General features: G+C 72.9%; 22 protein-coding genes and 1 pseudogene. 8 read left to right on the forward strand and 15 right to left on the reverse strand.

Features of this window, described 5'->3' with window-relative positions; genetic code table 11:
* Positions 1 to 114: 114 nt before the first annotated feature.
* Positions 115 to 738 carry a TetR/AcrR family transcriptional regulator gene (locus tag SRB17_RS07470; protein ID WP_153536098.1) on the forward strand — a complete coding sequence of 208 codons (624 nt, stop codon included), beginning with the start codon at positions 115 to 117 and terminating at the stop codon, positions 736 to 738.
* 150 nt (positions 739 to 888) lie between these two features.
* Here SRB17_RS07470 and SRB17_RS07475 read toward each other — a convergent pair whose 3' ends face one another.
* Positions 889 to 1,950, reverse strand: coding sequence for a DUF2510 domain-containing protein (locus SRB17_RS07475; RefSeq protein WP_153536100.1), 1,062 nt, complete (start codon positions 1,948 to 1,950; stop codon positions 889 to 891).
* 109 nt (positions 1,951 to 2,059) lie between these two features.
* On the reverse strand, positions 2,060 to 2,239 hold the full coding sequence (locus SRB17_RS07480; RefSeq protein WP_153536102.1) for a hypothetical protein: 180 nt from the start codon (positions 2,237 to 2,239) through the stop codon (positions 2,060 to 2,062).
* 197 nt (positions 2,240 to 2,436) lie between these two features.
* On the opposite strand from SRB17_RS07480, the gene SRB17_RS07485 reads away from it, so the two are divergent.
* Complete coding sequence (locus SRB17_RS07485; protein ID WP_153536104.1) at positions 2,437 to 5,121, forward strand: ATP-binding protein; 2,685 nt, start codon at positions 2,437 to 2,439, stop codon at positions 5,119 to 5,121.
* A 30-nt stretch (positions 5,122 to 5,151) separates the two neighbouring features.
* On the opposite strand, the gene SRB17_RS07490 is transcribed toward SRB17_RS07485, so the two are convergent.
* The 8 genes from SRB17_RS07490 to SRB17_RS07525 form a co-directional block, all read right to left on the reverse strand.
* Entirely contained in the window at positions 5,152 to 5,943 is a 792-nt protein-coding gene (locus tag SRB17_RS07490) for an SDR family NAD(P)-dependent oxidoreductase (protein ID WP_153536106.1), read from the reverse strand.
* Between the two features lie 64 nt (positions 5,944 to 6,007).
* Positions 6,008 to 7,135, reverse strand: coding sequence for a 3-oxoadipate enol-lactonase (gene pcaD / locus SRB17_RS07495; protein ID WP_153536108.1), 1,128 nt, complete (start codon positions 7,133 to 7,135; stop codon positions 6,008 to 6,010).
* Positions 7,132 to 8,472, reverse strand: a complete 1,341-nt coding sequence (pcaB, locus tag SRB17_RS07500) for a 3-carboxy-cis,cis-muconate cycloisomerase (protein ID WP_323375146.1) — start codon at positions 8,470 to 8,472, stop codon at positions 7,132 to 7,134. The genes pcaD and pcaB overlap by 4 nt, the downstream gene beginning before the upstream one ends.
* Positions 8,469 to 9,071 (reverse strand): protocatechuate 3,4-dioxygenase subunit alpha, encoded by a 603-nt coding sequence (gene pcaG / locus SRB17_RS07505; RefSeq protein WP_153536110.1) that lies wholly within the window; start codon positions 9,069 to 9,071, stop codon positions 8,469 to 8,471. Before pcaG ends, pcaB begins: the two co-directional genes overlap by 4 nt.
* Positions 9,072 to 9,076: 5 nt before the next feature.
* Complete coding sequence (pcaH, locus tag SRB17_RS07510) at positions 9,077 to 9,850, reverse strand: protocatechuate 3,4-dioxygenase subunit beta (RefSeq protein ID WP_153536112.1); 774 nt, start codon at positions 9,848 to 9,850, stop codon at positions 9,077 to 9,079.
* A gap of 22 nt (positions 9,851 to 9,872) precedes the next feature.
* Entirely contained in the window at positions 9,873 to 11,093 is a 1,221-nt protein-coding gene (locus SRB17_RS07515; RefSeq protein ID WP_323375147.1) for a thiolase family protein, read from the reverse strand.
* Positions 11,090 to 11,734 (reverse strand): CoA transferase subunit B, encoded by a 645-nt coding sequence (locus SRB17_RS07520; protein WP_153536114.1) that lies wholly within the window; start codon positions 11,732 to 11,734, stop codon positions 11,090 to 11,092. The genes SRB17_RS07515 and SRB17_RS07520 overlap by 4 nt, the downstream gene beginning before the upstream one ends.
* Entirely contained in the window at positions 11,734 to 12,516 is a 783-nt protein-coding gene (locus SRB17_RS07525; protein WP_153536116.1) for a CoA transferase subunit A, read from the reverse strand. The genes SRB17_RS07520 and SRB17_RS07525 overlap by 1 nt, the downstream gene beginning before the upstream one ends.
* Before the next feature lie 181 nt (positions 12,517 to 12,697).
* On the opposite strand from SRB17_RS07525, the gene SRB17_RS07530 reads away from it, so the two are divergent.
* Entirely contained in the window at positions 12,698 to 13,162 is a 465-nt protein-coding gene (locus SRB17_RS07530) for a MarR family winged helix-turn-helix transcriptional regulator (protein WP_153536118.1), read from the forward strand.
* Between the two features lie 17 nt (positions 13,163 to 13,179).
* Here the strand turns inward: SRB17_RS07530 and SRB17_RS07535 are convergent, their stop codons facing one another.
* Positions 13,180 to 14,157 (reverse strand): DUF3048 domain-containing protein, encoded by a 978-nt coding sequence (locus SRB17_RS07535; RefSeq protein WP_153536120.1) that lies wholly within the window; start codon positions 14,155 to 14,157, stop codon positions 13,180 to 13,182.
* 287 nt (positions 14,158 to 14,444) lie between these two features.
* On the opposite strand from SRB17_RS07535, the gene SRB17_RS07540 reads away from it, so the two are divergent.
* The gene (locus tag SRB17_RS07540) at positions 14,445 to 15,635 is read left to right on the forward strand and encodes a zinc-dependent alcohol dehydrogenase (protein ID WP_153536122.1); all 1,191 of its coding nucleotides are present in this window, start codon (positions 14,445 to 14,447) and stop codon (positions 15,633 to 15,635) included.
* Positions 15,636 to 15,663: 28 nt separating this feature from the next.
* Here SRB17_RS07540 and SRB17_RS07545 read toward each other — a convergent pair whose 3' ends face one another.
* The gene (locus SRB17_RS07545; RefSeq protein ID WP_153536124.1) at positions 15,664 to 16,740 is read right to left on the reverse strand and encodes an ATP-dependent DNA ligase; all 1,077 of its coding nucleotides are present in this window, start codon (positions 16,738 to 16,740) and stop codon (positions 15,664 to 15,666) included.
* A gap of 74 nt (positions 16,741 to 16,814) precedes the next feature.
* On the opposite strand from SRB17_RS07545, the gene ligD reads away from it, so the two are divergent.
* From ligD to SRB17_RS07560, 3 genes and pseudogenes are all read left to right on the forward strand, one after another.
* Positions 16,815 to 17,834: a non-homologous end-joining DNA ligase gene (gene ligD, locus SRB17_RS07550; RefSeq protein ID WP_153536126.1), complete on the forward strand. Its 1,020-nt coding sequence runs from the start codon at positions 16,815 to 16,817 to the stop codon at positions 17,832 to 17,834.
* 272 nt (positions 17,835 to 18,106) lie between these two features.
* Positions 18,107 to 19,047 (forward strand): annotated as a pseudogene (locus tag SRB17_RS07555) (ornithine cyclodeaminase family protein).
* A gap of 159 nt (positions 19,048 to 19,206) precedes the next feature.
* Positions 19,207 to 20,376, forward strand: a complete 1,170-nt coding sequence (locus SRB17_RS07560) for a LacI family DNA-binding transcriptional regulator (RefSeq protein WP_323375148.1) — start codon at positions 19,207 to 19,209, stop codon at positions 20,374 to 20,376.
* A 41-nt stretch (positions 20,377 to 20,417) separates the two neighbouring features.
* Here SRB17_RS07560 and SRB17_RS07565 read toward each other — a convergent pair whose 3' ends face one another.
* Positions 20,418 to 21,209: a VOC family protein gene (locus SRB17_RS07565; RefSeq protein ID WP_153536130.1), complete on the reverse strand. Its 792-nt coding sequence runs from the start codon at positions 21,207 to 21,209 to the stop codon at positions 20,418 to 20,420.
* Between the two features lie 269 nt (positions 21,210 to 21,478).
* Here SRB17_RS07565 and SRB17_RS07570 point away from each other — a divergent pair, with 269 nt between their 5' ends.
* Positions 21,479 to 21,724 carry a WhiB family transcriptional regulator gene (locus SRB17_RS07570; RefSeq protein WP_153536132.1) on the forward strand — a complete coding sequence of 82 codons (246 nt, stop codon included), beginning with the start codon at positions 21,479 to 21,481 and terminating at the stop codon, positions 21,722 to 21,724.
* Between the two features lie 75 nt (positions 21,725 to 21,799).
* Here SRB17_RS07570 and SRB17_RS07575 read toward each other — a convergent pair whose 3' ends face one another.
* Positions 21,800 to 22,774 carry an acyl-ACP desaturase gene (locus tag SRB17_RS07575; RefSeq protein WP_323375149.1) on the reverse strand — a complete coding sequence of 325 codons (975 nt, stop codon included), beginning with the start codon at positions 22,772 to 22,774 and terminating at the stop codon, positions 21,800 to 21,802.
* Positions 22,775 to 23,023: 249 nt separating this feature from the next.
* Entirely contained in the window at positions 23,024 to 23,800 is a 777-nt protein-coding gene (gene ddaH / locus SRB17_RS07580; RefSeq protein ID WP_323375150.1) for a dimethylargininase, read from the reverse strand.
* Between the last annotated feature and the right edge of the window lie 115 nt (positions 23,801 to 23,915).

Raw genomic sequence — 23,915 nt, forward strand, 5'->3', positions numbered from 1 at the left:
ATGTGCGACACACTGGAGACGGAGTCGGGAGCCCGGCTCAGAACGTGCTTCAGCGGGCCATGCGGCAACGACCGCAGGGCACGAGCGCAGGACACGAGTGAAGGGAAGCACCGCATGACGTCGCAGGCCGCGGACGGACCGGACACGGTCGTCGCCTCGCGCCGCTCCAAGATCACGGCCGAGCGTGAGCGGGAGTTCTTCGACGCCGTGCTGGACCAGATCCGCGAAAGCGGTTACGAGTCCGTCACCATGGAGGGCGTCGCCGCGAGCACCCGGTGCAGCAAATCCACGCTCTACCGGCAGTGGAAGACCAAGCCCCAGTTCGTCGCCGCCGCGCTGCGCGCCAACCGCCGGGTGCGGTTCGCCGGCATCGACACCGGATCACTCGCCGAGGACCTGCGCCAGGCGGCGCGGACCGCGGGGGAGTGGTCCGGCAAGGACACCAAGCTGCTGCAGGCGCTCGGGCCCGCGGTGACGGCGGACCACGAGCTGGCCCAGGCGCTGCGCGAGGCGCTGGTGTTTCCGGAGACCGCGGCGCTGCAGGAGATGCTCGCCCGGGGCGTGGCCCGGGGCGAGGTCCGGGCGGACCATCCGGCGCTGGACTACCTCCCCGCCATGATGTTCGGCGTGCTGCGCATCCGGCCGGTGCTCTGCGGCCAGTACGCCGACGGCGACTATCTCACCGGTTTCGTGGAGGCCATCGTGCTGCCCGCGCTCGGACTGACCGACGTGACATGAGACTCAGGCCGCCGTTCACGGGATGACTGAACGGTGACCTGCCCGCGCCGCACCGTGGGGACGGGGGCGGCGCGCACCCCCGGCCGGGTGGGGCTCCTCTTGAGCGGAGAGGTACCCCACCCGGCCGCATCACGTTCCCGCGGCCACGGATCAGACGTCCTGGCCGTTCCCGCCGCCGGACGACACCTTGATCCCCTTGAGGATCTCGTCGATGACCGACGTCTTGTGCCCGACGTCGATGCCGAAGCGCAGCACCACGATCTGCTTGGCGTCGTCGGGGGAGGGGAACGCGACCGACTCGACATAGCCGTCGGCGCCCTTGCTGGTGACCGCCTTCCAGCGCACCATGTACCCCTTCTGCCCGGCCACCGTCACCGCCCCGGAGCCCAGCACCTGGTGCGAGGTGATGCTGCCGTAGGTGGTGCCGCCGTAGGACTGCTTGGCGTTGGCCGCGATGTCCGCCTTGGCGACCTCCTCGGCCGTGTCGCCCTCGATGTTCAGCGCCTGGGCCGGAGCCGAGTAGACGCCGCCCGAGGTGCAGGTCTGGGTGGAGTTGCCCGGGCACTTGTAGGAGTCGTCGGAGGTCACCTGGGCGCCGACGCTGATCGTCTGCCCGGTCCAGCCGTCCGGCACCGGCAGGCTGATGCCGTTGACCGGGTCCGGCACCGTGCCCCCGCCCTTGATCTTGGGTGCCTCGGACTGGTTCGGTGACGGCGAGGAGCCCCCGGACCCGCCCGAACCCCCGGAGCCGCCCTGGCCGCCGAAGCCGCCGCCCGGCCCGCCCTGACCGCCGTCGGGTCCGCCCGACGCGCCCTGCCCGGACCCGGCCCGGTCGGCGCTGCCGCCGCCGGTGTCCGTGGTCAGGGCCCACACGCCGACCGCGATGCTCGCCAGGACCGCGGTCGCCACCGCGACGGCGATGCCCGTGCGCACACCGCGCCGGGGCCCGGCCGGCGGCAGCGCGGGGTAGCCCGGATACGCCGGATACCCGGGCTGCGCGCTGTAGCCGGGGGGAGCTGCGGGCGCCGCCGGGTGCGCCGGCTGCGGGCCGCCGGCCGGCGGCGGCTGTGTCGGGGGACCCCACGTGGCGGCCGTCCCGGCGGGGCGGGTCTGGTCCGTCCAGGCCTTGCCGTCCCACCAGCGCTCGGTGGGCGGACCGTCGTTCGTCTGCCCGGGGTCGGGGTACCACCCGGGGGGAGTCACCTGCGTCATGACCCCACCGTATGAGGCGACAGTGAAAGTGTGATGAGAGGATCTGCCGCCAATCGACCGGACCGGACATTTCGGCACCGGGATTTTTTTTCTCACCCCCTCCTCCTGCTCACCGCCCGGTTCCGCCCCCCTCCACCACCCGCCGCACCTGGTACCGCCGCCGAGCGGCATCGCGCCGGGCGGCCGGGAAGGAGAAGGCCGGCCCGAACGAGGCGTACGGGTGGCCCAGCGCCCCGGCGGTGCCGCCGTCCGCCGGAGCGAGGAAACGCTCCGGCACCGTGGTCGGCACCCACAACCGACCTCGCCCCAGGCATGGTTGACGCGCCGTCCGCTGCTGACCGGCTGATCGGGCCGGGTGCGCGTCGCCCGCCCGCACCCACTTTCACCCGCCAGGGCAACAGCTGCCCCGACCGGCCACCACGCATCCGACCGGACGGCTACGCTCAGGGTCTGTACGTCATTCGGGCGACCTGGGGAGGTAACGGGATGACGGAGGGACGGCCGCCCGTGGTCGCCTCGGCTTCCCTGTGGGAGCGGGACGCGGAGATCGCCACCGTCGTACAGGCACTCGACCTCCTGTGCGCCGACCAGTCGTCCGCGGGCAGTCTGCTGGTCATCCGCGGCGAGGCGGGATTCGGCAAGACCGCGCTGCTGGCCGAGACACGCCGCGTAGCCGAACGCCGCGGCTGCAACGTGTGGTCCGCGCGCGGCGCGGAGACCCTGAAGTCCGTCCCGTTCAACGTGGTACGGCAGTTGCTCCAGCCCGCGCTGCTGTCGTTACTGCCCGAGGAGGCCCGCGAGTACCTCGGCGACTGGTACGACATCGCCGGACCCGCCCTCGGGATAGCGGACCCGCAGGAGGCCACCGCCGACCCGCAGTACGTGTGCGACGGACTCGTCGCCGCCGTACGCCGGCTCGCCCGCCGCGAGTGGCCCCTGGTGCTGCTGATCGACGACGCGCACTGGGCCGACCACGAGACCCTGCGCTGGCTCGCCGCGTTCGCCGAACGCCTGGACGATCTCTCCGTCCTCGTCGTGGTCGCCCGCCGCCCCGGCGAGGTCAGCGGCGACAGCGCCCGCCACCTCGACGCGGTGGCCGCCGCCGCGGGCCGCCCGGTCAACAACCTCAGGGCGCTCACCCCGGAGGCCGCCGCCGGACTCACCCGCGCCACCCTCGGCCGGTACGCCGACGACGCGTTCTGCCGCGAGGTCTGGGCCGTGACCGCGGGCAACCCCTACGAGACCACCGAACTCCTCGCCAAGGTGCAGGACAGCGAACTGCAGCCGGTCGAGGCGAGGGCCGGCGAACTGCGCGCCCTCAACCGTGCCGCCCGCGGCGGCGGACTGGTCGACCGGCTCAAGGGGCTCGGCCTGGAGGCCACCCAGTTCGCCTGGGCCGCCGCCATCCTCGGCACCGGCATCACCGTCGACATGGTCGCCCGCCTCGCCACCATGGACGAGGCCGTCGCCGGGCACTGCGCCGAACTGCTCTGCTCCGCCCGCATCCTCACCGAACCCGACCCCGCGGACGGCGGCGACCGCGTCGACGGAGAGCTGGAGTTCGTCCACCCGCTCATCGCCAGCGCCGTCTACAACTCCATCCCCTCCGGGGTGTGCACCGCCATGCACGGCGTCGCCGCCCAGATCATCACCGAGCTGGGACGCGGCGCCGCCCAGGCCGCCCGGCACCTGCTGAAGGTGCACCCGGACGGCGACGAGGAACTCGTCGAGCAGCTGCGCGAGGCCGCCCGGGAACACCTGGCCGTCGGCGCACCGGACGCGGCCCGCACCTGCCTGGAACGCGCGCTGCGGGAGCCACCGCTCCCCGCGGTCCACGCACACGTCCTGTACGAACTGGGCTGCGCGACCCTGCTCACGGCACCCGCCGTCACCGTCGAACACCTCCAGCACGCCCTCGGCACGCCCGGCCTCGACCCCGAGCGGCGGGTCGACGCGGTGGTCCGGCTCTCCCAGGCGCTGCTCCACAACGACCAGCTGGAGGAGGCCGTCCGCACGGTCGAGGCCGAGGCCGCCCGGCACGAACCCGGCCCCGTGAAGATGCGGCTGCAGGCCGTGCAGTTCATGTGGGAGGGCATCCACGGCGAGACCGTCTCCCCGGCCCGCTCCCGGCGCCTCGCCGAACTCGCGAGCACCTGCACCGGCCGCGACAACGCCGAACGCGCGCTGCTCATCCTGCGCGGCTTCGACGCCATGACCCACGGCGAGAGCGCCGACGAGGTCCTCGAACTGTGCGACCGCGCCCTGGTCAACGGCCGCCTCGCACCCGGCCTCGGCTGGACCGACCCCGAGTGGGGCATCGAGCTGCTGATGATGCTCGGCAGCGCGTACGCCTACGCCGACCGGCTCGACCGCGCCGAGAGCCTCTTCGCCGAGGCCCTGCGCGTCTACACCGGCGCCGGCTGGCGCGGCGGCCACCTCTCCCTCGCCAACGCCTTCCTCGGGCTCGCCTACCGCAGGCAGGGCCGGCTGCGCGACGCCGAGTCCGCCCTGCGCGAGGCACTGCTGCTCGCCGAACGCGTCGGCCGCCGCCTGCCCCTGTACTGGTCGGCGACCTGCGGACTGGTCGACACCCTGCTGGCCCGCGGCCGTATCGACGAGGCCTGGTCGATCGCCGAGCAGTACGGCTTCGCGCCGCCCTACCCGTCCACGATCGTGCTGCCCGACATCCGCTGTGTACGCGGCCGGCTGCTGCTCGCCGTCGGCCGCACCGAGGAGGGCGTCCACGAACTGGAGGCCGCCGAGAAGACCGCCGCCTCGCGCGGCGGCCACAACCCGGTGCTCTCGCCCTGGTCCATCGACCTCGCCAAGGCCCTCGCCGAACAGGACCCGGCCCGTGCCGTGCAGCTCGCCGCCGACGCCCGCCGGCAGGCCGAGCGCTTCGGCACGGACACCGCCATCGGCGAGGCCCTGCGCTGCGCCGCCGCCCTGGAGACCGGCGGACGCGCGATCCAGCTCGCCGCCCGGGCCGTCACCTACCTGGAGGCCTCGCCCTGCCAGTACGAACACGCGGCCGCCCGCGTCGAGTACGGCATCGCCGCCCGCTCCGTCGCGGAGCTGAACCGGGGCCTGGACCTCGCCCGGGCCTGCGGCGCGGACGGGCTGGCGGCCCAGGCGAGAGAGGTGCTGGAGACAGGGCGGGGGCTCCGGTAGCGCCCTTCGGTGAACGCCCTTCGGCGGGTGTCAGACCGTGAGCAACTGCTCCGTGACCGCCGCCAGGCGCCGCCGTACCTCCGGGGCGTACGTCTCCTCGTGCGCCCGGGCCCTACGCGTGCCGTCGAAATAGCCGCCGCTGCCCAACTCCTGGGTGGCGAGGGCCAGTACGCCCGGTGCGCCGTCGGCGACCGAGTTCCACGGGGCGATCTCGCTCTGCCTGACCATCGCCGTGTCCATGAAGGTGGCGGGGTGCAGGACGTTCACCGACACCCCGCTGTCCCCGAGCTCCTCGGCGAGCGTGAAGGTGTGCGCGGCGAGGGCGAACTTGCTGCGGCAGTACGCCGACATCCCGCTGTAGCCACGGGTGAGTTCCGGGTCGGCGAAGTCGAGGGGTTCCTGGCCGGCCGAGCCGACGTTCACGATCCGGGCCGGCGCGTTGGCCCGCAGGACCGGCAGCAGGGACCGGGTGAGGACGACGGGCGCGAGATAGTTCACGGCAAGCCTGAGCTCGTGGCCGTCGGCGCTCAGCTCCCGCCCCGAGCCGGGCGTGCCGCCGCCCGCCCCCGCGTTGTTGATCAGCACGTCGAGGTCGGGATGCGCCTCGCCGACCCGGGCGCCCAGCTCCCGCACCTCGGCGAGACGCGCCAGGTCGGCGACGAACCCCTCGGCCTCGCCCTCGGTGCGCAGCTCCGCGACCAGCCGCTCGGTACGGTCCCGGTCCCGGCCGTGGGCGAGGACGACATGGCCCGAGCGGACCAGCTCGAAGGCCACGTACCGGCCGAGTCCGGAGGTGGCGCCGGTGATCAGAATGGTGGACATGCTCCCACCCTAGGCACGGCCCGGCGCCGCGAGGGTGGTGCTGTTGACGCTACGACCGGCAGGGTCACCCTCCTTCGCGGTCCTCCTCCGCGAGCACCCGCTGCGCCGTCGCGAACGCGGAGTTGGCGGCCGGCACCCCGCAGTAGACGGCGGTCTGCAGCAGTACCGCGCCGATCTCCTCGGGCGTCAGCCCGTTGCGGCGCGCCGCCCGGACATGCATCGCCAGCTCGTCGTAGTGGCCGTGCGCGACCAGCGCGGTCAGCGTGATCATGCTGCGCTCGCGCCGGGACAGCGTCGGATCGGTCCAGATCTCGCCCCAGGCGTAGCGGGAGATGAAGTCCTGGAACCGGGCGGTGAACGGGGTCTGCCGGGCCTGCGCCCGGTCCACGTGCGCGTCGCCCAGCACCTCCCGGCGCACCGTCATACCGCTCGCCGGCGGCCCGTCGAGGTGGGTGCGCAGCGCCGTCAGCACGGCCCGCGGGCACTCGGCGGGCGCCAGATGGGAGGCGCCGGGCAGTTCCACCAGCGTCGAGCCGGGCACGGCGTCGGCGATCTCCCGCAGATGCGCGGGCGGCGTCGCCGGATCCTGCCGGCCCGCCACGAGGAGCGTCGGTACGGCGATGTCGCCGAGCCGGTCGCGCAGGTCGAACGCGGCGAGCGCGTCGCAGCAGGCGGCGTACGCCTCCGGATCGGCCTCCCGATGGTCCCGGACCAGCCCCGGCATGGTGAAGCCGGGGGTGAACCAGCGCGCGTCGGCGCTCTCCACCAGCCACTCCATGCCCTCGCGGCGCACCCGCCGCGCCCGCTCCCGCCAGGGTGCCGCGTCGCCGAAGTGGGCGGAGGAACAGATGACCGCCAGGGAGGTCAGCCGGTCGGGGTGGTGCACGGCCAGGTGGAGGCCGACGGCGCCGCCGAGGGAGACGCCCGCGTAGGCGAAGCGGTCGATGCCGAGCGCGTCGGCGAGGGCCAGCACCAGCGCGGCGAGGTCGCCGACGGTCGCGCCCGGCCCGATCGGCTCCGGCGCCGAACCGCCGTGGCCGGGCAGGTCCCAGCGCACCACGCGGTGGGCGGCCGACAGTTCCGGCGCCACCGCGTCCCACAGCGCGTACGAGGTGCCGAGCGAGGGTCCGAGCAGCAGCGGGGGCGCCGAGGCCGGGCCTTCAGCCAGGTGGTTGAGGAGTTTCTCGGTCAACGTCGCTCCAGGGCATGGTCGGTGAGAGACACGGCGAAGCCGGTGTAGCGGGCGGGGGCGCAGAGGTCGTCCAGATCGATGTCCGTCAGCTCCGGCTCATTCGCGAGGAGTTCGTGCAGTGAACGGTCCTCGGCGTGGGCGCGGCGAGCCAGTTCGCTCAGCAGCTCCTTGGCACGCGCCCGGCCGAGGACGGGGGAGAGGGCGGCCGACAGCCGTTCGGAGACGATCAGGCCCCGGGTGACGCCGAGGTTCCGGCGCATCGCGGCGGGGTGCACGCGCAGGCCCTCGGCCAGCTCGGCCGCGTGGGCGGCCGCGCCGCCCACCAGCCGGAGCAGGTCGCGCAGCGGCTCCCACTCGGCATGCCAGGCGCCGGCCGGCCGCTCGTCCTCGGCGGCGACACAGCCGTACAGCGTGGCCGCCAGCTGGGGTGCGCGCCGGGCGGCGGCCAGAAGGAGTGTGGCGCGCACCGGGTTCGCCTTGTGCGGCATGGCCGACGAGCCGCCGCCGCTGCCCTCGCTCACCTCGCCGATCTCGGTGCGCGACAGCGTCAGCACATCCACGGCCGGCTTGCCCAGCGCCCCCGCCGCGAAGGCCAGGCACCCCGCCAGGTCGGCGATCGGCGTGCGCAACGTGTGCCAGGGCAACGCCGGTGCGGCGAGACCCACTTCGCGGGCGTACGCCGCCGTCAGCGCGGTGGGGTCCTGGGCGCCGTACGCCTGGAAGGCCGCCAGGGTCCCGGCGGCACCGCCCAGTTGGGCGGGGAGCGAGTCCCGTACCCGGGCGAGGCGGTCGCGTGCGTCCAGGACCAGCGAGCGCCAGCCGGCCGCCTTCAGTCCGAACGTGGTCGGTACGGCGTGCTGGGTGAGGGTCCGTCCCGGCATCACCGTCTCCCGGTGCTCGGCGGCGAGCCCGGCCAGCGCCCGCTCGGCGCGCCCGAGGTCGGCGAGGACCAGGCCGAGAGTGCGCAAGGCGACCAGCATCGTGGCCGTGTCCATGATGTCCTGGCTGGTGGCGCCCCGGTGGACGTAGGGGCCGTACTCCTCGCCGACCTCCCTGGTCAGGTCGGCCACCAGCGGGATGACCGGGTTGCCGCCGGCCGGGGTCCGCGCGGCCAGGTCCCGGATGCCGAACCGCTCCGGGACGGCCGCCTCGGTGACCGCGGCCGCGGCCCCGGCCGGGGCGAGTCCGAGTGCGGCCTGCGCCCGGGTCAGCGCGGCCTCGGCGTCGAGCAGTGCCCGCAGATACGCGTGGTCACTGGTCTCGGACGCGGCGCCCGACAGCCCCCACCCGGGTGCGAGCAGGCCGGTGTCGGCGTACGGAGGGGACGCAGATGTCACTGGTACTCCAGGAAGACCGTCTCGCCTTCGCCCTGAAGGCGGATGTCGAAACGGTAGGCGCCCGGCCCGTCCTCGGCGGCGATCAGCGTGTCGCGCCGGTCCCCCACCCGGGTGAGCAGCGGGTCGGCGGCGAGCGCGGCGGTGTCTCCCGGCAGATAGAGGCGGGTGAACAGGTGCACGAGCAGGCCGCGCGCGAAGACACAGACGCTGAGGTACGGCGCGCTGCGCCCGCGGGCGCCGGGGCGGAGCGTACGGGCGTACCAGTGGCCGTCGGCGTCGGTCTGGATGCGGCCCCAGCCGGTGAACTCCACGCCGTTGCGGCCGAGATACCCGCCGGTGGCCGGGTCGCGCCGGATGGAGCCGTCCACCCGAGGCACCGTGCCGTCGGGGCCCGCACCCCACAGTTCGACGAGCGCGTCCGGCAGCGGCCTGCCCTCGCCGTCGAGGACGTACCCGTGCACGGTGATCGTGTCCGGGTGACCGAGCGGGGCGATCTCCTCGCCGCCGCGGAAGGGCAGCGCGTAGCCGTAGAAGGGGCCGACCGTGTGGGACGGGGTGGGCAGCACCTGCTCCGGGCTGCTCGTGTCGATCGTCGTCATGGCGGTCAGCGTCCTTCCTCGATCCAGGTGCCGGCCGGGCCGTCCAGCACGATGTCCCAGTGGTAGCCGAGCGAGAACTCCGGCACCGACAGGCTGTGGTCGTAGGTGGCGACCAGCCGCTGCCGGGCCGCGTCGTCCGTCACCGACTGCAGGATCGGGTCGTACGGGAACAACGGGTCGTTGGGGAAGTACATCTGCGTCACCAGCCGCTGGGTGAACGCCGTACCGAACACCGAGAAGTGGATGTGGGCCGGGCGCCAGGCGTTCACGTGGTTGCGCCACGGGTAGGGGCCGGGCTGGATGGTGGTGAAGTGGTAGCGGCCCTCGGCGTCGGTGAGGGTGCGGCCGAAACCGGTGAAGTTCGGGTCGAGCGGGGCGTCGTGCTGCTCGCGCTGGTGGGCGTACCGGCCGGCCGAGTTGGCCTGCCAGATCTCGACGAGTTGTCCGCGCACCGGGTGCCCGTCGCGGTCCAGCAGCCGTCCGGAGACGGTGATCCGCTCACCGATCGGCTCGCCCCGGTGGTGCCGGGTGAGGTCGTTGTCGATCCCGGTGATGTCACGCTCCCCGAAGGCGGGGGAGCGCAACTCCACCAGCTCCGGGTCCTGCGCGGTGTCGATCGCGACCAGGGGCTGCCGGGGATGGCGGAGTACGGAGGAGCGGTAGGGCGCGTAGTCGCGGCGCGGGTGGTGCTCGACGGGGGCGCCGTCGGCGACCCGCTTCTCGTACGCGGCGTGCTCGGCGGCGATTTCGAGGTCGATGTCGGCTTGGGTGAGAGGCATACGAAGTCCTAGGGGTCTCAGGTCAGCGTTCGAGAACGAGGGCGAGGCCCTGGCCCACACCGATGCACAGGCCGGCCACGCCGGTGCCGGAGCCGCGGCGGGCGAGCTGGTGGGCGACGGTGCCGGCGAGCCGGGCGCCCGAGGCGCCGAGGGGGTGGCCGAGCGCGATGGCGCCGCCCTGAGGGTTGAGGATCGCCGGGTCGAACTCGGGCCACTCGGCGAGGCAGCCGAGGACCTGGGCGGCGAATGCCTCGTTCAGCTCCAGGACCGACAGGTCGCCGAACCCCTTGCCCGCTTTGGCGAGAGCCCGGTCGACGGCCTCGACGGGGGCGAGCCCGAAGTAGTGCGGATCGGTCGCGGCCACCCCGGTCGCGGAGATCCGGGCGAGCGGTTCACGGCCGGTGGCCTTGAGCCCCTCCTCGTCGGTGAGGAGGAGGGCGGCGGCGCCGTCGTTCAGCGGGGAGGCGTTGCCCGCGGTGACCGTGCCCCGCTCGGTACGGAAGGACGGCTTGAGCCTGGCCATCGCCGCGAGGGAGGCGTCGGGCCGTACGCACTCGTCGGCGGCGAAGGAGACCGGCTCACCCTTGCGCTGCGGGACGGGCACGGGGGCCAACTCGGCGTCGAACAGGCCCTGTTCCTGTGCGGCGGCCGCCTTGCGGTGGGAGACGAGGGCGAACTCGTCCTGCTGCTCGCGGGTGATCTTGTGTTTGTCGGCGATGAGTTCGGCGGACTCGCCCAGGGGGATGGTCCACTGCGGATCCATCGCCGGGTTGACCATGCGCCAGCCGAGCGTGGTCGAGTACAGCTCGGCGTGCCCGGCCGGGAAGGGGCGGTCGGACTTGGGCAGGACGTAGGGGGCACGGGTCATGGACTCCACGCCGCCCGCGAGGGCGATGTGCGCGTCGCCGACGGCGATGGCGCGGGCCGCCTGGACCACGGCTTCCAGGCCGGAGGCGCACAGCCGGTTGACGGTCACGCCGGGCACGGAGGTCGGCAGCCCGGCCAGCAGCGCGGCCATGCGGGCCACGTTGCGGTTCTCCTCGCCGGCGCCGTTGGCGTTGCCGAACCAGACGTCCTCGATCCGGGCCGGGTCCAGGGCCGGGGTGCGGGCGAGGAGTGCGCGGATCGTGTGGGCGGCGAGGTCGTCCGGGCGTACGGAGGCCAGGGCGCCGTTGTAGCGGCCGATGGGGCTGCGGACGGCGTCGACGAGGTAAACCGTGTTGAGCCTGTTGACGGCGTTCACAGCGACTTCTCCGTGAGGGTGAGTTCGGCGTCGGTCCGGGCGACGACGTCGTCGACGCTCACACCGGGCGCGGTCTCCACGAGGGCGAGACCCCGCTCGGTGACGTCCAGCACCGCGAGGTCGGTGATGACCCGGTTCACACAGGACTTGCCGGTGAGCGGCAGCGTGCACTCCTTGAGGATCTTCGGGGAGCCGTCCTTCGCGGTGTGGGTCATCACCACGATCACCTGACGGGCGCCGTGCACCAGGTCCATCGCACCGCCGATCCCGGTGACCAGCTTGCCCGGCACGGCCCAGTTGGCCAGGTCGCCGCCGGCCGAGACCTGCATCGCGCCGAGCACGGCCACGTCGATGTGTCCGCCGCGGATCATCGCGAAGGACAGCGCCGAGTCGAAGAAGGACGCGCCCGGCAGGACCGTCACGGTCTCCTTGCCGGCGTTGATCAGATCAGGGTCGACCTGGTCATCGGTCGGATACGGCCCGGTGCCCAGGATTCCGTTCTCCGACTCCAGCACCACCTCGACACCCGGCGGCAGATGGTTCGGGATCAGCGTCGGCAGGCCGATGCCGAGATTGACGTACTGCCCGTCGCGCAGCTCCCGCGCCGCCCGCGCGGCGATCTCCTCGCGTGTCCAGGCCATCAGCCGCTCACCGTCTCTCGTGCCGGAGGCGCGGAAATCGTGCGCCGTTCGATCCGCTTGTCCGCCGCCTGCTCCGGGGTCAGGGCCACCACCCGCTGCACGAAGACGCCCGGCAGGTGCACCGCGTCCGGGTCGATCGCGCCGGGCTCGACCAGCTCCTCCACCTCGGCGATCGTGACCTTGCCCGCCATGGCCGCGAGGGGGTTGAAGTTGCGGGCGGACCTGTTGAAGACCAGGTTTCCGTGCCGGTCGCCCTTCGCGGCCCTGACCAGCGCGAAGTCGGTGCGGATGGCGCGCTCCAGGACGTACTCCACGCCGTCGAACTCCCGCACCTCCTTCGGCGGCGAGGCCAGCGCGACGCCGCCCTCGCCGTCGTAGCGCCACGGCAGCCCGCCCTCGGCGACCTGGGTGCCGACCCCGGCCGGGGTGTAGAAGGCGGGGATGCCGGCGCCGCCCGCGCGCAACCGCTCGGCCAGCGTGCCCTGCGGGATCAGCTCCAGCTCCAGCTCACCGCCCAGGTACTGGCGGGCGAACTCCTTGTTGCCGCCGATGTAGGAGCCGGTCACCCGGCTGATCCGCCCGGCGGCCAGCAGGACCGCGAGTCCGGACTCCATGGCTCCGCAGTTGTTGGAGACGACCGAGAGCGAGCCGACCCCGCGCTCGTACAACGCCTCGATCAGCACGTTCGGCACACCGCTCAGCCCGAACCCGCCGACCGCGAGCGACGCGCCGTCCGGCACATCGGTCACCGCCTGAAGGGCCGTGGCGACCACCTTGTCCATCCGTGAAGCCCCATCTCTTCGCCATTAATCAGCGCACTGAGTATTTCAGCGAGGTGCTCCACACGCTGCCACCGGAGGCGATGTCCGTCAAGACACCGCCTGTTTGTCCTTTCCGTGGGAGACAGGCGGTCAGGTCGGCGAGTATTGTTCAGTGCACCAACGAAATGATCAGGGAGCGCACATGGCCGCGGTGGACCTCACCACCCATCCCGGGCACCTGGCCCGGCGGCTGCAGCAGGCGCACTACCTGCTGTGGAACACGATGGTCTCCGAGGAGATCACCTCGCCGCAGTTCGCGGTCATGAACGCGCTCGTCGCCGAGCCCGGCCTCGATCAGCGGACCGTGGGCGAGCGGGTGGGCCTGGACCGCTCGACGATCGCCGAGGTCATCAGCCGGCTCGGCCGCCGGGGGCTGCTGACCAAGGTGCGCGACCCGGAGGACGGCCGGCGCTTCCTGCTCCGAGTGACCGACGACGGCCTGCGCATCCACCGCAAGCTGACCGTGCGCACCGCCCGGATGAACCAGGTCTTCCTGGCGCCGCTGTCCGCCGAGGAACAGACCGTGTTCTTCGACCTGATCCGCCGGGTCGCGGACGCGGCCGAGGGCCTGCGCAACCCGGCCGAACCGCTGGCGGCGCGGGGCTGACCGGCGCGTACGGCAGTTCACGGCGCCGGCGCGAACACCACCCACACCTGGCCGTCGGCGAAGTTCATCCGGCCGCCGTCCGCCGCCGTGAACGTCGTACCGTCCGTCGCGGCCGGCCGTGACCAGGTGGCGTCGAAGGACCGGCCGTCCCGCAGCACCTGTGCCTTCCCCGAGCCGACGGTCTCGGTGTACGGCGTGGGGTTGCCGAGCACGTCGTGGTAGCGGGAGGTGCGGATCTTCACGTACTGCACGACGACCGTCGCCGGGGCCACCCGCGCGCCGTCCGTCGTCACCGTGGGCGTGCCGTCCATCGCGACCAGCCAGCGGTGCCGCCCGGCGGACCAGGTGAAGGTGAAGCGGGCCGCCGGGTAGCGGACCGTGCGCGCGGTCGTGGGGGTGCCGCCGGACGGGGCCGGACCGTAGCTGAAGCCGGTCGTCAGCGCCGCCTTGCCCGGGGCGGACGGCAGCAGCTTGGCGGGGTGCAGATAGAGGTTGTGCGGGGCGGCCTTGGCGGTGCCCCGGTAGTAGGCGGCGGGGGCCTCGTCGGCGGACTCCGCCCGCAGGGGTGCCCTGTCGATCAGCGGCAGCAGCTTGTGCTGGGCGCCGGAGAAGGCGAGCGTCGGCCGGTGGAACTGGCGCAGCAGCTCCAGATCGGACTCGCGTGCGCTGCGCACCGGTCCGACGGTCTTGGGGAGCCTGGTCGCGTACACCGCCATCAGCCGGCTCAGACCGCCCTCCACCTGCTCGGCGTACACCACGTCCGCCGCGGCGAGCCCTGTCTGCGGACGGGCCGCGGGCACGTTGTCGATCTTCACGGCGAGCGGTGAACCGGCTGCCGCGGCCGAGGGCGCCGGACTCGGAGCCGGCGCCGTGGGTGCCGGCGTGTGCCGCGGGGCGCGGTCGTCGTGCCGGCCGTGGTGGCTGCAGCCGGCCATGAGGGAGACGCTCAGCGAGACCGCCAGCGCCGCCGCCGTCAGTGCCGTCCCGCGTCGCATGCGCGATCTGTGGCGTGTGCCCACCGTGACCCCCCGTTCGTTTGTCCGATTGTGCGCTCATCGGGTCATCGCTGGCCATATCCGTGCGCTTACGGGCATGCGCGTTCCGTGGGGCGTTCGGGCTCACCCGCGACCCGCCGGCACCGGCGCCGCCACCCGCACCACCGCCCGGTCCCGCCCCGCCGGCAGGCGCCGGGCCGACCTGGCGCGACGGGGTTCGGTGCTGGTGGGCGCGGGTACCCGGGCGCCACCGCGAAACGCCCACGCGAGCGAGGGAGAGGGATCCCATGAAGGCAGTCACCTGGCAGGGGCGGCGGGACGTCCGGGTCGAGGACGTGCCCGACCCGCGGATCGAAGAGCCCACCGACGCCGTCATCCGCATCACGTCCACCGGACTGTGCGGCTCGGACCTGCATCTGTACGAGGTGCTCACCCCGTTCATGACACCCGGCGACATCCTCGGACACGAACCGATGGGCATCGTCGAGGAGGTCGGCCCCGGAGTGCCGGACCTCCAGGCCGGGGACCGGGTCGTGGTGCCGTTCCAGATCGCCTGCGGCAACTGCTGGATGTGCCTGACCGGACTGCCCACCCAGTGCGAGACCACCCAGGTCACCGGCGAGGGAATGGGCGCCGCCCTGTTCGGCTACACCCGCCTGTACGGCGCCGTGCCCGGCGCCCAGGCCGAGTATCTGCGGGTGCCGCAGGCGCAGTTCGGCCCGATGAAGGTGCCCGAGGGCCCGCCGGACGACCGCTTCGTCTACCTCTCCGACGTCCTGCCCACCGCCTGGCAGGCCGTCGAGTACGCCGGCGTCCCGCCCGGCGGTACCCTCGCCGTTCTCGGCCTCGGCCCGATCGGCGACATGGCCTGCCGGATCGCCAAGGCCCGCGGCGCGGAGCGGGTGTTCGGCATCGACCTGGTGCCGGAACGGCTCGCGCGTGCCGACCGGGACGGTGTGGAGACGTACGACCTGAGGACCTTCGACGACGAGAAGGCGCTGGTCCACGCGATCCACGACGAGACCGGTGGCCGGGGCCCGGACGCCGTGATCGACGCCGTCGGCACCGAGGCCCACGGCAGCGCCGCCGCCAAGCTCGCGCAGACGGCCACCGGGCTGCTGCCCCGCAAGCTCAGCGGGCCCCTCGCGGAACGCTTCAGCATCGACCGGCTGGGCGCCCTGCACATGGCGATCGACCTGGTACGGCGCGGCGGCACCATCTCGCTGAGCGGCGTGTACGGCGGCACGGCCGATCCCATGCCGATGCTCACCCTGTTCGACAAGCAGATCCAGCTGCGCATGGGCCAGGCCAACGTCCGCCGTTGGTGCGACGAGATCATGCCCTATCTCACCGACGAGGACCCGCTCGGCGTCGACGACTTCGCCACCCATCGGCTGCCGCTCGCCGAGGCACCGCACGCCTACGACATGTTCCAGCACAAGCAGGACGGCGCCATCAAGATCCTCATGCAGCCGTAGAGCTCCGGCTCGGTCCCCGGTCGCCGGCTCAGCTCCGGTCCTTCTCGCCCAGGATCTCCGCGAGGTCGTAGCGCACCGGCTCCTCCAGCTGGGCGTAGGTGCAGCTCTCGGGTGTGCGGTCCGGGCGCCAGCGGCGGAAGCGGGCGGTGTGCCGGAAGCGCTGCCCGTTCTCCATGTGGTCGTAGGCCACCTCGGCGACCCGCTCCGGCCGGAGCGGCACCCAGGACAGGTCCTTCTTGCCGGACCAGCGGCTCGGCGCGCCGGGCAGCCGGGCCGTCTCATGGGCGGCCTCCTCCGACCAGGCCGCCCACGGGTGCCCGGTCACGTCCTCCATGCGCAGCGGCTCCAGCTCCTCGACCAGTTCGGACCGCTTCTTCATGGCGAAGGCGGCCGACACCCCCACATGCTGGAGCCGTCCCCGGTCGTCGTACAGGCCGAGCAGCAGCGAGCCCACCACAGGGCCGCTCTTGTGGAACCGGTATCCGGCCACGACGACATCCGCCGTCCGCTCGTGCTTGACCTTGAACATGACCCGCGCGTCCTGTCGATACAGCAGGTCGAGCGGTTTCGCCACGACTCCGTCGAGGCCGGCCCCCTCGTACTGCTCGAACCACTGCTGCGCCACCTCGACGTCGGTCGTCGCGGGCGCCACATGCACCGGGGGTGTCGCGTCGGCGAGCGCCCGTTCCAGCAGGGCCCTGCGGTCGGTCAGCGGGACGTCGAGCAGGGACTGGTCGTCCAGGGCGAGCAGGTCGAAGGCGACGAAGGACGCCGGTGTCCTCTCCGCCAGCATCCGTACCCGGGAGTCGGCCGGATGGATCCGCTCGGTCAGCGCGTCGAAGTCCAGATGGCCCTCCCGCGCGATCACGATCTCCCCGTCCAGCACGCACCGCTCCGGCACCCGCTCCTTCAGCGCCGCCACCAGCTCGGGAAAGTACCTGGTCAACGGCTTCCCGGTACGGCTGCCCAACTCGACCTCGGCCCCGTCCCGGAACACGATCGAACGGAACCCGTCCCACTTCGCCTCGTAGTGCATACCCGGCGGGATCTTCGCCACCGACTTGGCGAGCATGGGCTTCACAGGTGGCATGACGGGCAGATCCATGCAACCGATTCTGCTCGCATACATCCCGTGCCGCCCGGTGTGCGAGCCGTGCGGGGTGCGCCTACCGTGGCCGCATGGGTGCTGCGGTGGAACTGGAGGTGGACGGCCGGACCGTACGGCTGTCCAGTCCGGACAAGGTCTTCTTCCCGGAACGGGGCTTCACCAAGCTGGACCTGGCCCGGTACTACGTCGCCGTCGGCTCCGGCATCCTGCGCGCCCTGCGCAACCGCCCCACCACCCTGGAGCGCTACCCGGACGGCGTGGGCGGCGAGTGGTTCTTCCAGAAGCGGGCCCCGAAGGGCATGCCCGACTGGATCCCGACCGCCCACATCACCTTCCCCAGCGGCCGCAGCGCCGACGAGATGTGCCCCACCGAACAGGCCGCCGTGGTCTGGGCCGCCCAGTACGGCACGCTCACGTTCCACCCCTGGCCGGTGCGGGCCACGGACGTCGACCACCCCGACGAACTCCGCATCGACCTCGACCCGCAGCCCGGCACCGACTTCGACGACGCGGTCCGCGCCGCCCATGAACTGCGCGCCGTCCTGGACGAGTTCGGCGGGCTGCGCGGCTGGCCGAAGACCTCCGGCGGCCGGGGGCTGCACGTCTTCGTCCCGATCGAACCGCGCTGGACCTTCACCCAGGTGCGCCGCGCCGCGATCGCCGTCGGCCGGGAGATGGAACGCCGGATGCCCGAGCAGGTGACGATCAAGTGGTGGAAGGAGGAGCGGGGCCGCCGTATCTTCCTCGACTACAACCAGACCGCCCGCGACCGCACCATCGCCTCCGCCTACTCCGTACGCCCCCACCCCGCCGCCACCGTCTCGGCCCCGCTGCGCTGGGAGGAGGTCGGCGTGGCCCGCCCGGCCGACTTCGACCTCGCCACCATGCCGGCCCGCTTCGCCGAACTCGGCGACGTGCACGCCGACATGGATGACCACGCCTACTCCCTGGACGCCCTCCTGGAGCTGGCCCGCCGCGACGAACACGAGCACGGTCTGGGCGATCTGCCGTACCCGCCGGAGTACCCGAAGATGCCCGGCGAACCCAAGCGCGTCCAGCCGAGCCGGGCCCGGCGCGAGCCGACGTCCTGAGGGCCGTGCGCGGACGACGGTTTCAGCCGGACCATGGCTCGCCGCACGCGGCCAGGACGCGTCGGCCGTCGGCCAGGCCGGCGGCCGTGGTGGGCTGTCCCGGCGACGGCCCCCCGTCCGGCCACCGCCCGGTTCGCCCAGTCGATGTCCTCGATCCCCCTGAACACGCTGTCCACCCCCTGGTCCACGGCGGTCCACGGCCGCCCGCCCCCCACTGATCACAGCATGCACCACGGCACTGACAACGGCCCCGCGCCAGGGATCATGCCGGCATGACCCGTGTGCTGACCCGAAGCGACCTGGAAGCCGTGCTGGAGCCCGCGGAGTGTCTCACCGCCCTCCGTGACGGCTTCCGCAGGGCCGACGCCACCGCCGTACCGGGCCGACTGGTCCGTACCGACCTGCCGTTCCCCGGCACTGCCACGGCGCTCATTCCCGGCCTGCTGCCCGGCGTCGAGGCGTACACCGTGAAGGTCGACGCCAAGTTCCCCGCGGCCCGGCCGGCCCTGCGCGGCGTGATCCGCCTGCACGGCGGCGCGGACGGCGAACTGCTCGCCCTGCTGGACTCGGCGACCGTCACGGCCTGGCGGACGGGACTGGCCGCCGCCCTCGGCACCGCTCTCCTGGCCCCGGCCGGCCACGAGGTGCTCGGCGTGATCGGAGCCGGTGCGCAGGCCGAGTTGACGCTGCGCGGCCTGGCGAGCGAGCGCCCGCCCGGTCGGCTCGTCGTGCACGACACCGACTCCGGCCGGGCCGCGCCCTTCGCCGCCCGGCACGGCGGACGGGTGCTGGACTCGGCCCGCGCGGTGGCCGAGGCGGCGGACACCGTCCTGCTCGCGACCTGGTCCCGGGCCCCGCTGCTCGCCCTCGCGGACACCCGCGCCGGACAGCACGTCACGAGCCTCGGCACCGCGACGAGCCCGGTAAGCGGGAACTCGCCCCGGACCTGCTGGAGGCCGCGCTCCTGGTCGTCGACGACACCGAACTCGCCGCGCAGATGGGCGCGTTGGCCGCGCCCGGCCTCGCCCGTACCACCGCCGACGCCACCCTCGCGGACGTCCTGCGCGGCACGCATCCCGGCCGTACCTCGGTCCGGCAGGGCACGGTGTACGCACCGGTCGGACTGCCCTGGCAGGACCTCGCCCTCACCTGGCTCGCCTGGCGGGAGGCGGAACGCCGGGGCGTGGGCGCGACGATCGACCTGCTGCAGTGAGCCGCGGTGCCGCGCCGGGCGGCACCCCCGGGCTCACGCGGGATCGAGGGCCGGGCCTCAGCCGCCGGCCCGCCACCTGGGCCATGCCTCCCTCGTGGCACCGACGGGTCACCACCGCGCGGTTATCCTGACCGGCAGCCGCCGATGAGGAGTCCCGAAGTGACCGAGGCAGTGTCGCGTCCCACGCTGGAGGCCGTGGCCGCGCGGGCCGGGGTGTCCCGGGCCACCGTGTCGCGGGTGGTCAACGGCGGCGACGGGGTGCGCGAACCCCTGGCCGAGCGCGTCCGGCAGGCCGTGGCGGAGCTGGGTTACGTCCCCAACCAGGCGGCGCGCAGCCTCGTCACCAAGCGGCACGACGCGGTCGCGGTCGTCATCGCCGAGCCCGAGACCCGGGTCTTCGCCGACCCCTTCTTCGCACTGCAGCTGCGCGGCATCAGCAAGGAACTGACCGCGCACGACAACCAGTTGGTGCTGCTGCTGACCGAGGGCCGCGACGATCACGCGCGCGTGGCCCGGTATCTCTCCGGAGGCCATGTCGACGGGGCGCTCGTCTTCTCCCTGCACCTCGACGACCCGCTGCCCGGCCTCATCCACGACGCCGGCGTGCCCACCGTGTTCGGCGGTCGGCCGGGCTGGGGCGACGACGGCGGCGCGACCGGCCCCGCCCGCTCGGCGGCGAAGGACCCGGGCGTGGTGTACGTCGACTGCGACAACCGGGGCGGGGCACGTGCGGCGGTACGGCATCTCGTGGACCTCGGCCGCAGGCGCATCGCGCATCTCACCGGCGTCCTGGACCAGACGTCGGCGGTGGACCGGCTCGACGGCTACCGGGACGTCATGGACGAGGTGCCGGGCGGGAACGATCCCCGGCTGGTGGTGGAGAGCGACTTCACCCCGGCCGGCGGCGAACGCGCCATGCGCGAACTCCTCGACCGCTGCCCCGACGTGGACGCCGTGTTCGCCGCCAACGACCTGACCGCGCTCGGCGCCCTGCGCGTGCTGCGCGCGAGCGGTCGCCGGGTGCCCGAGGACGTGGCCGTGATCGGCTTCGACGACATGCTGCCCGTCGCCGAGGAGGCCGACCCGCCCCTGACGACGGTCCGTCAGGACATCGAGGAGATGGGCCGCCTGATGGCCCGCCTGCTGCTGCATGGCCTGTCCGACGGCCGTGACCGGACGGATGCCCGTGACCGGCTGGATGCCCGCGATCGGAAGGACGGCCGTGACGGGGCGGACGGCCGTGACCGGACCGGAGCCACGGCGGACGGGCCGCCGCCCGCCGGTGGCGTGATCCTCCCGACCACGCTGATACGACGGGCGTCTGCCTGACCGCCGCACCAGGCGGCCCCGGCCCGGAACGCCGCGGGAACTCAGCCCTGAGGCGCCTCGCTCTTGATCACCGCGAAACGGGCGCCGTACGGATCGGTGAGCCGGGCCATGCGGCCGACGCCCTCCAGGGTCGTCGCCGGCATGCGCACCGTGCCGCCGAGTTGCTGCACCTTCTCCACGAGCGCGTCGGTGTCCTCGACCTCGAAGTACGGCAGCCAGTACGGGCTGCCCTGAGCCTCGGACGGGTCGTCGGCCAGCGGCACCATCCCGCCGAACATCGCGTCCTCCCCGCCCTCGGCCGGATTGACGCACGTGTACGTCCCGCCCGGGAAGGGCACGCCGGAGGTCTCCAGACCCAGCACCTGGTGGTAGAAGGCCGCCGCCGCCGCGATGTCCGGGGTGTACAGCTCGACCCAGCACAGCGAGCCCGGCTCGCTCGCCACGTCCACGCCCTTGGTCCGGCCCGGCTGCCAGATACCGAACGGCACGCCCGCCGGATCGGCGAGCACCGCCATGTGCCCCTCGCCCATGACGTCCATCGGCTGGAACAGCACGCTGCCGTGGGCCTGTTCGGCGGCCTTGGCGGTGGCCTGTGCGTCCGCGCTCTGGAAGTACACCGTCCAGGCCGGCGGACCCTGGTCGGGGCCGGTCTGCACGCCGCCCGCGACGGTCCTGCCGCCCAGCTGGAAGAAGCCGTAGCCTCCGGCGTCCGGCCCCGCCGACTGGAACTGCCAGCCGAAGAGGCCGCCGTAGAAGGAGGTGGCGCCGTCGATGTCGGGGGTGCTGATGTCGAGCCAGTTCGGGGCGCCGTTGACGAAACGGGTGGTGAGCATCTTCGCCCTCCTCGAAAGGGGTCCCGTCCTCTGCACTGCCGAGTCTGGCACCCCCCACTGACAATCGCCGCCGCAGCGCCGCGACGCGCCGGACGGATCCCGCTCTCACCCTGGGCGGCCGGACGCGTTCACCGCGTTTTCGACGCGCCCCGCGCGCCGCCGTGCGCCGGTGGGGCCGGGGGAGCATCATCGGGGGCGGCCGGAGCCCTGCCGGCGGCGTTGACCGGCCGTTGATCGAACGTTTTTCGCCGCGCGGCACGATCCTCGGCATGCACTTCGAGACGATCACCCCGGCCGACGACACCTGGCAGGCGCAGGCCCTGTGCGCGCAGACCGGGCCGGACTTCTTCTTCCCCGAGCCCGGCAGCTCGGTGCGCGAGGCCAAGCGCATCTGCGCCATGTGCGAGCTGCGCCCGGCCTGCCTGGACTACGCGCTGGCCAACGACGAGCGCTTCGGCGTCTGGGGCGGACTGTCCGAGAAGGAACGCCTCGCCCTGCGCCGCACGTCCCACTGACGTCGTCCGCCGACGCCCGCCGGTCACCCGTCCGCTCAGCGGGTCGGCCCGGCGAGTGTCAGGCGCCGGTGTGCGTCAGGCCCCGGCCCGGGTCGCCATGCGGGCCTTGCGGGCGGCCAGCTTCTCGTCGAACTTGAGGGCCTCCGCGTTCAGGCCGCCCATGAACAGGCCGAGTTCCTCCTGCGCCTCGCGGCCCTCGGGGCCGAGGCCGTCGATCTCCAGGACCTTCAGGAAGCGCAGCACGGGCTGCAGCACGTCGTCGTGGTGGATGCGCAGGTTGTAGACCTCGCCGATCGCCATCTGCGCGGCGGCCCGCTCGAAGCCGGGGATGCCGTGGCCGGGCATGCGGAAGTTCACCACGACGTCCCGGACCGCCTGCATGGTCAGGTCGGGGGCCAGCTCGAAGGCGGCCTTCAGCAGGTTGCGGTAGAAGACCATGTGCAGGTTCTCGTCGGTCGCGATGCGGGACAGCATGCGGTCGCAGACCGGGTCGCCGGACTGGTGGCCGGTGTTGCGGTGCGAGATCCGGGTGGCCAGTTCCTGGAAGGCGACGTAGGCGATCGAGTGCAGCATCGAGTGCCGGTTGTCGGACTCGAAGCCCTCGCTCATGTGGGACATGCGGAACTGCTCCAGCTTGTCCGGGTCCACCGCGCGCGAGGCGAGCAGATAGTCGCGCATCACGATGCCGTGCCGGCCCTCCTCGGCCGTCCAGCGGTGCACCCAGGTGCCCCAGGCGCCGTCCCGGCCGAAGAGCGTGGCGATCTCGTGGTGGTAGCTCGGCAGGTTGTCCTCGGTGAGCAGGTTGACCACGAGGGCGATGCGGCCGATCTCGGTCACCTTGGACTGGTCCTTGGCCCAGGCCTCCCCGTCCTCGAACAGGCCGGGGAAGTTGCGGCCGTCGCTCCAGGGCACGTACTCGTGCGGCATCCAGTCCTTGGCGACCTTCAGATGCCGGTTCAGTTCGGTCTCGACCACTTCCTCCAGCGCGAACAGCAGCCGCGCGTCGGTCCACACGGACGGGCTGCCGAGGTGAGGGGAAGTGATCGTCACGGGAACTCCAGGGGGGACGCCGAACAAGGAGGGCGGTCCGGCGAGCGGTGCCGGAGACCTACGAGATCGTAGGCTACGAAACCGTAGGTTACGAAGCCGTAGGTTAAGGCTGTCGTAAAGATCGCTGATCAGTACGGCCGGACGGACTCCGCCAGTCGTGTCTCCCCGCGTTGCCGCCGGCCTCTCCGGGACCTGCGGCGGCTCCGGGATCTGCGGATCCAGGGGCCGCCGCAGGGATGGGACGATCCGTCAGGAGTACAGCTCCCGCAGCCGCACCGAGAGGCACGTCACACAGCCCTCGAGCTTCTCGAACTCGCTGATGTCCACCGTGACCACCTCGTGGCCGAGATCCGTCAGCAGTTCCGCGGTCTTCGGTGCGCTCGCCGCCATCAGCAGCTTGTGCCCGCCGAGCAGCACCACGTGCGAGCCGGACTCCTCCGGAACCGACAGGAAGCCGGGGAACAGCGACGGCCGGTCGACCTTCGGGATGTGCCCGATCACCGTGCCGTCCGGCAGCGCGGTCACCGCGGACTTCAGGTGCAGCACCTTGCTCACGGGAACGGCCACCACACGCGCGCCCAGCGGCTCGAAGGCGGCCCGCACCTGCTGCACACCGGCGGCGTTGGTGCGTCCGCCGCGCCCGACGTACACCGTGTCGCCGACCTTCAGGACGTCACCGCCGTCCAGCGTGCCCGGCTCCCAGATCCAGTTGACCGAGCAGCCGATGCGCGCCACCGCCTCCTCCACCCCGACGGTCTCCGCGCGCCGGGACTCCGCGCCGGGCCGGGTGATCAACGCCACGTTCTTGTACATGACGACGGTGTCCTCGACGAACACCGAGTCCGGGCAGTCGTCCTCCGGGTCGACCTCGATCGTCTCCCAGCCGTGCGTGTCCAGGGCCTCGACATAGGCCTCCCACTGCTCGAGGGCGAGCCCGACATCGACCTTCTCCCGCTCGATGTGCGTCACCAGGCCTTCGGCGAGGCGGGGGCTGGGGCGGCGGACGAGGGCCTTCTTGCTGGGCACGAGGGGCCTTTCGAATCGATGGTGCGGTGGCCGGCGCCGCTGAACGCGGCGCCGGTCCGCCATCATGCAATCCGCCCCGGCCACGACAAAACCCTCGTTGTCAGGCTGTGCCCCT

It is taken from the genome of Streptomyces sp. RB17 (genome assembly GCF_009604455.1).
In the GTDB taxonomy this organism is placed as follows: Bacteria; Actinomycetota; Actinomycetes; order Streptomycetales; family Streptomycetaceae; genus Streptomyces.

Bases quoted from the DNA above. Each gene is read 5' to 3' on its own strand.
- pcaH (WP_153536112.1), bottom strand. From the start codon at position 9,850: ATGCCTCTCACCCAAGCCGACATCGACCTCGAAATCGCCGCCGAGCAC.
- SRB17_RS07570 (WP_153536132.1), top strand. From the start codon at position 21,479: ATGCACTTCGAGACGATCACCCCGGCCGACGACACCTGGCAGGCGCAG.
- SRB17_RS07490 (WP_153536106.1), bottom strand. From the start codon at position 5,943: ATGTCCACCATTCTGATCACCGGCGCCACCTCCGGACTCGGCCGGTAC.
- SRB17_RS07470 (WP_153536098.1), top strand. From the start codon at position 115: ATGACGTCGCAGGCCGCGGACGGACCGGACACGGTCGTCGCCTCGCGC.
- pcaG (WP_153536110.1), bottom strand. From the start codon at position 9,071: ATGACGACGATCGACACGAGCAGCCCGGAGCAGGTGCTGCCCACCCCG.
- SRB17_RS07535 (WP_153536120.1), bottom strand. From the start codon at position 14,157: ATGCGACGCGGGACGGCACTGACGGCGGCGGCGCTGGCGGTCTCGCTG.
- SRB17_RS07540 (WP_153536122.1), top strand. From the start codon at position 14,445: ATGAAGGCAGTCACCTGGCAGGGGCGGCGGGACGTCCGGGTCGAGGAC.
- SRB17_RS07530 (WP_153536118.1), top strand. From the start codon at position 12,698: ATGGCCGCGGTGGACCTCACCACCCATCCCGGGCACCTGGCCCGGCGG.
- SRB17_RS07475 (WP_153536100.1), bottom strand. From the start codon at position 1,950: ATGACGCAGGTGACTCCCCCCGGGTGGTACCCCGACCCCGGGCAGACG.
- SRB17_RS07485 (WP_153536104.1), top strand. From the start codon at position 2,437: ATGACGGAGGGACGGCCGCCCGTGGTCGCCTCGGCTTCCCTGTGGGAG.
- ligD (WP_153536126.1), top strand. From the start codon at position 16,815: ATGGGTGCTGCGGTGGAACTGGAGGTGGACGGCCGGACCGTACGGCTG.
- SRB17_RS07565 (WP_153536130.1), bottom strand. From the start codon at position 21,209: ATGCTCACCACCCGTTTCGTCAACGGCGCCCCGAACTGGCTCGACATC.
- SRB17_RS07545 (WP_153536124.1), bottom strand. From the start codon at position 16,740: ATGGATCTGCCCGTCATGCCACCTGTGAAGCCCATGCTCGCCAAGTCG.
- SRB17_RS07520 (WP_153536114.1), bottom strand. From the start codon at position 11,734: ATGGCCTGGACACGCGAGGAGATCGCCGCGCGGGCGGCGCGGGAGCTG.
- SRB17_RS07525 (WP_153536116.1), bottom strand. From the start codon at position 12,516: ATGGACAAGGTGGTCGCCACGGCCCTTCAGGCGGTGACCGATGTGCCG.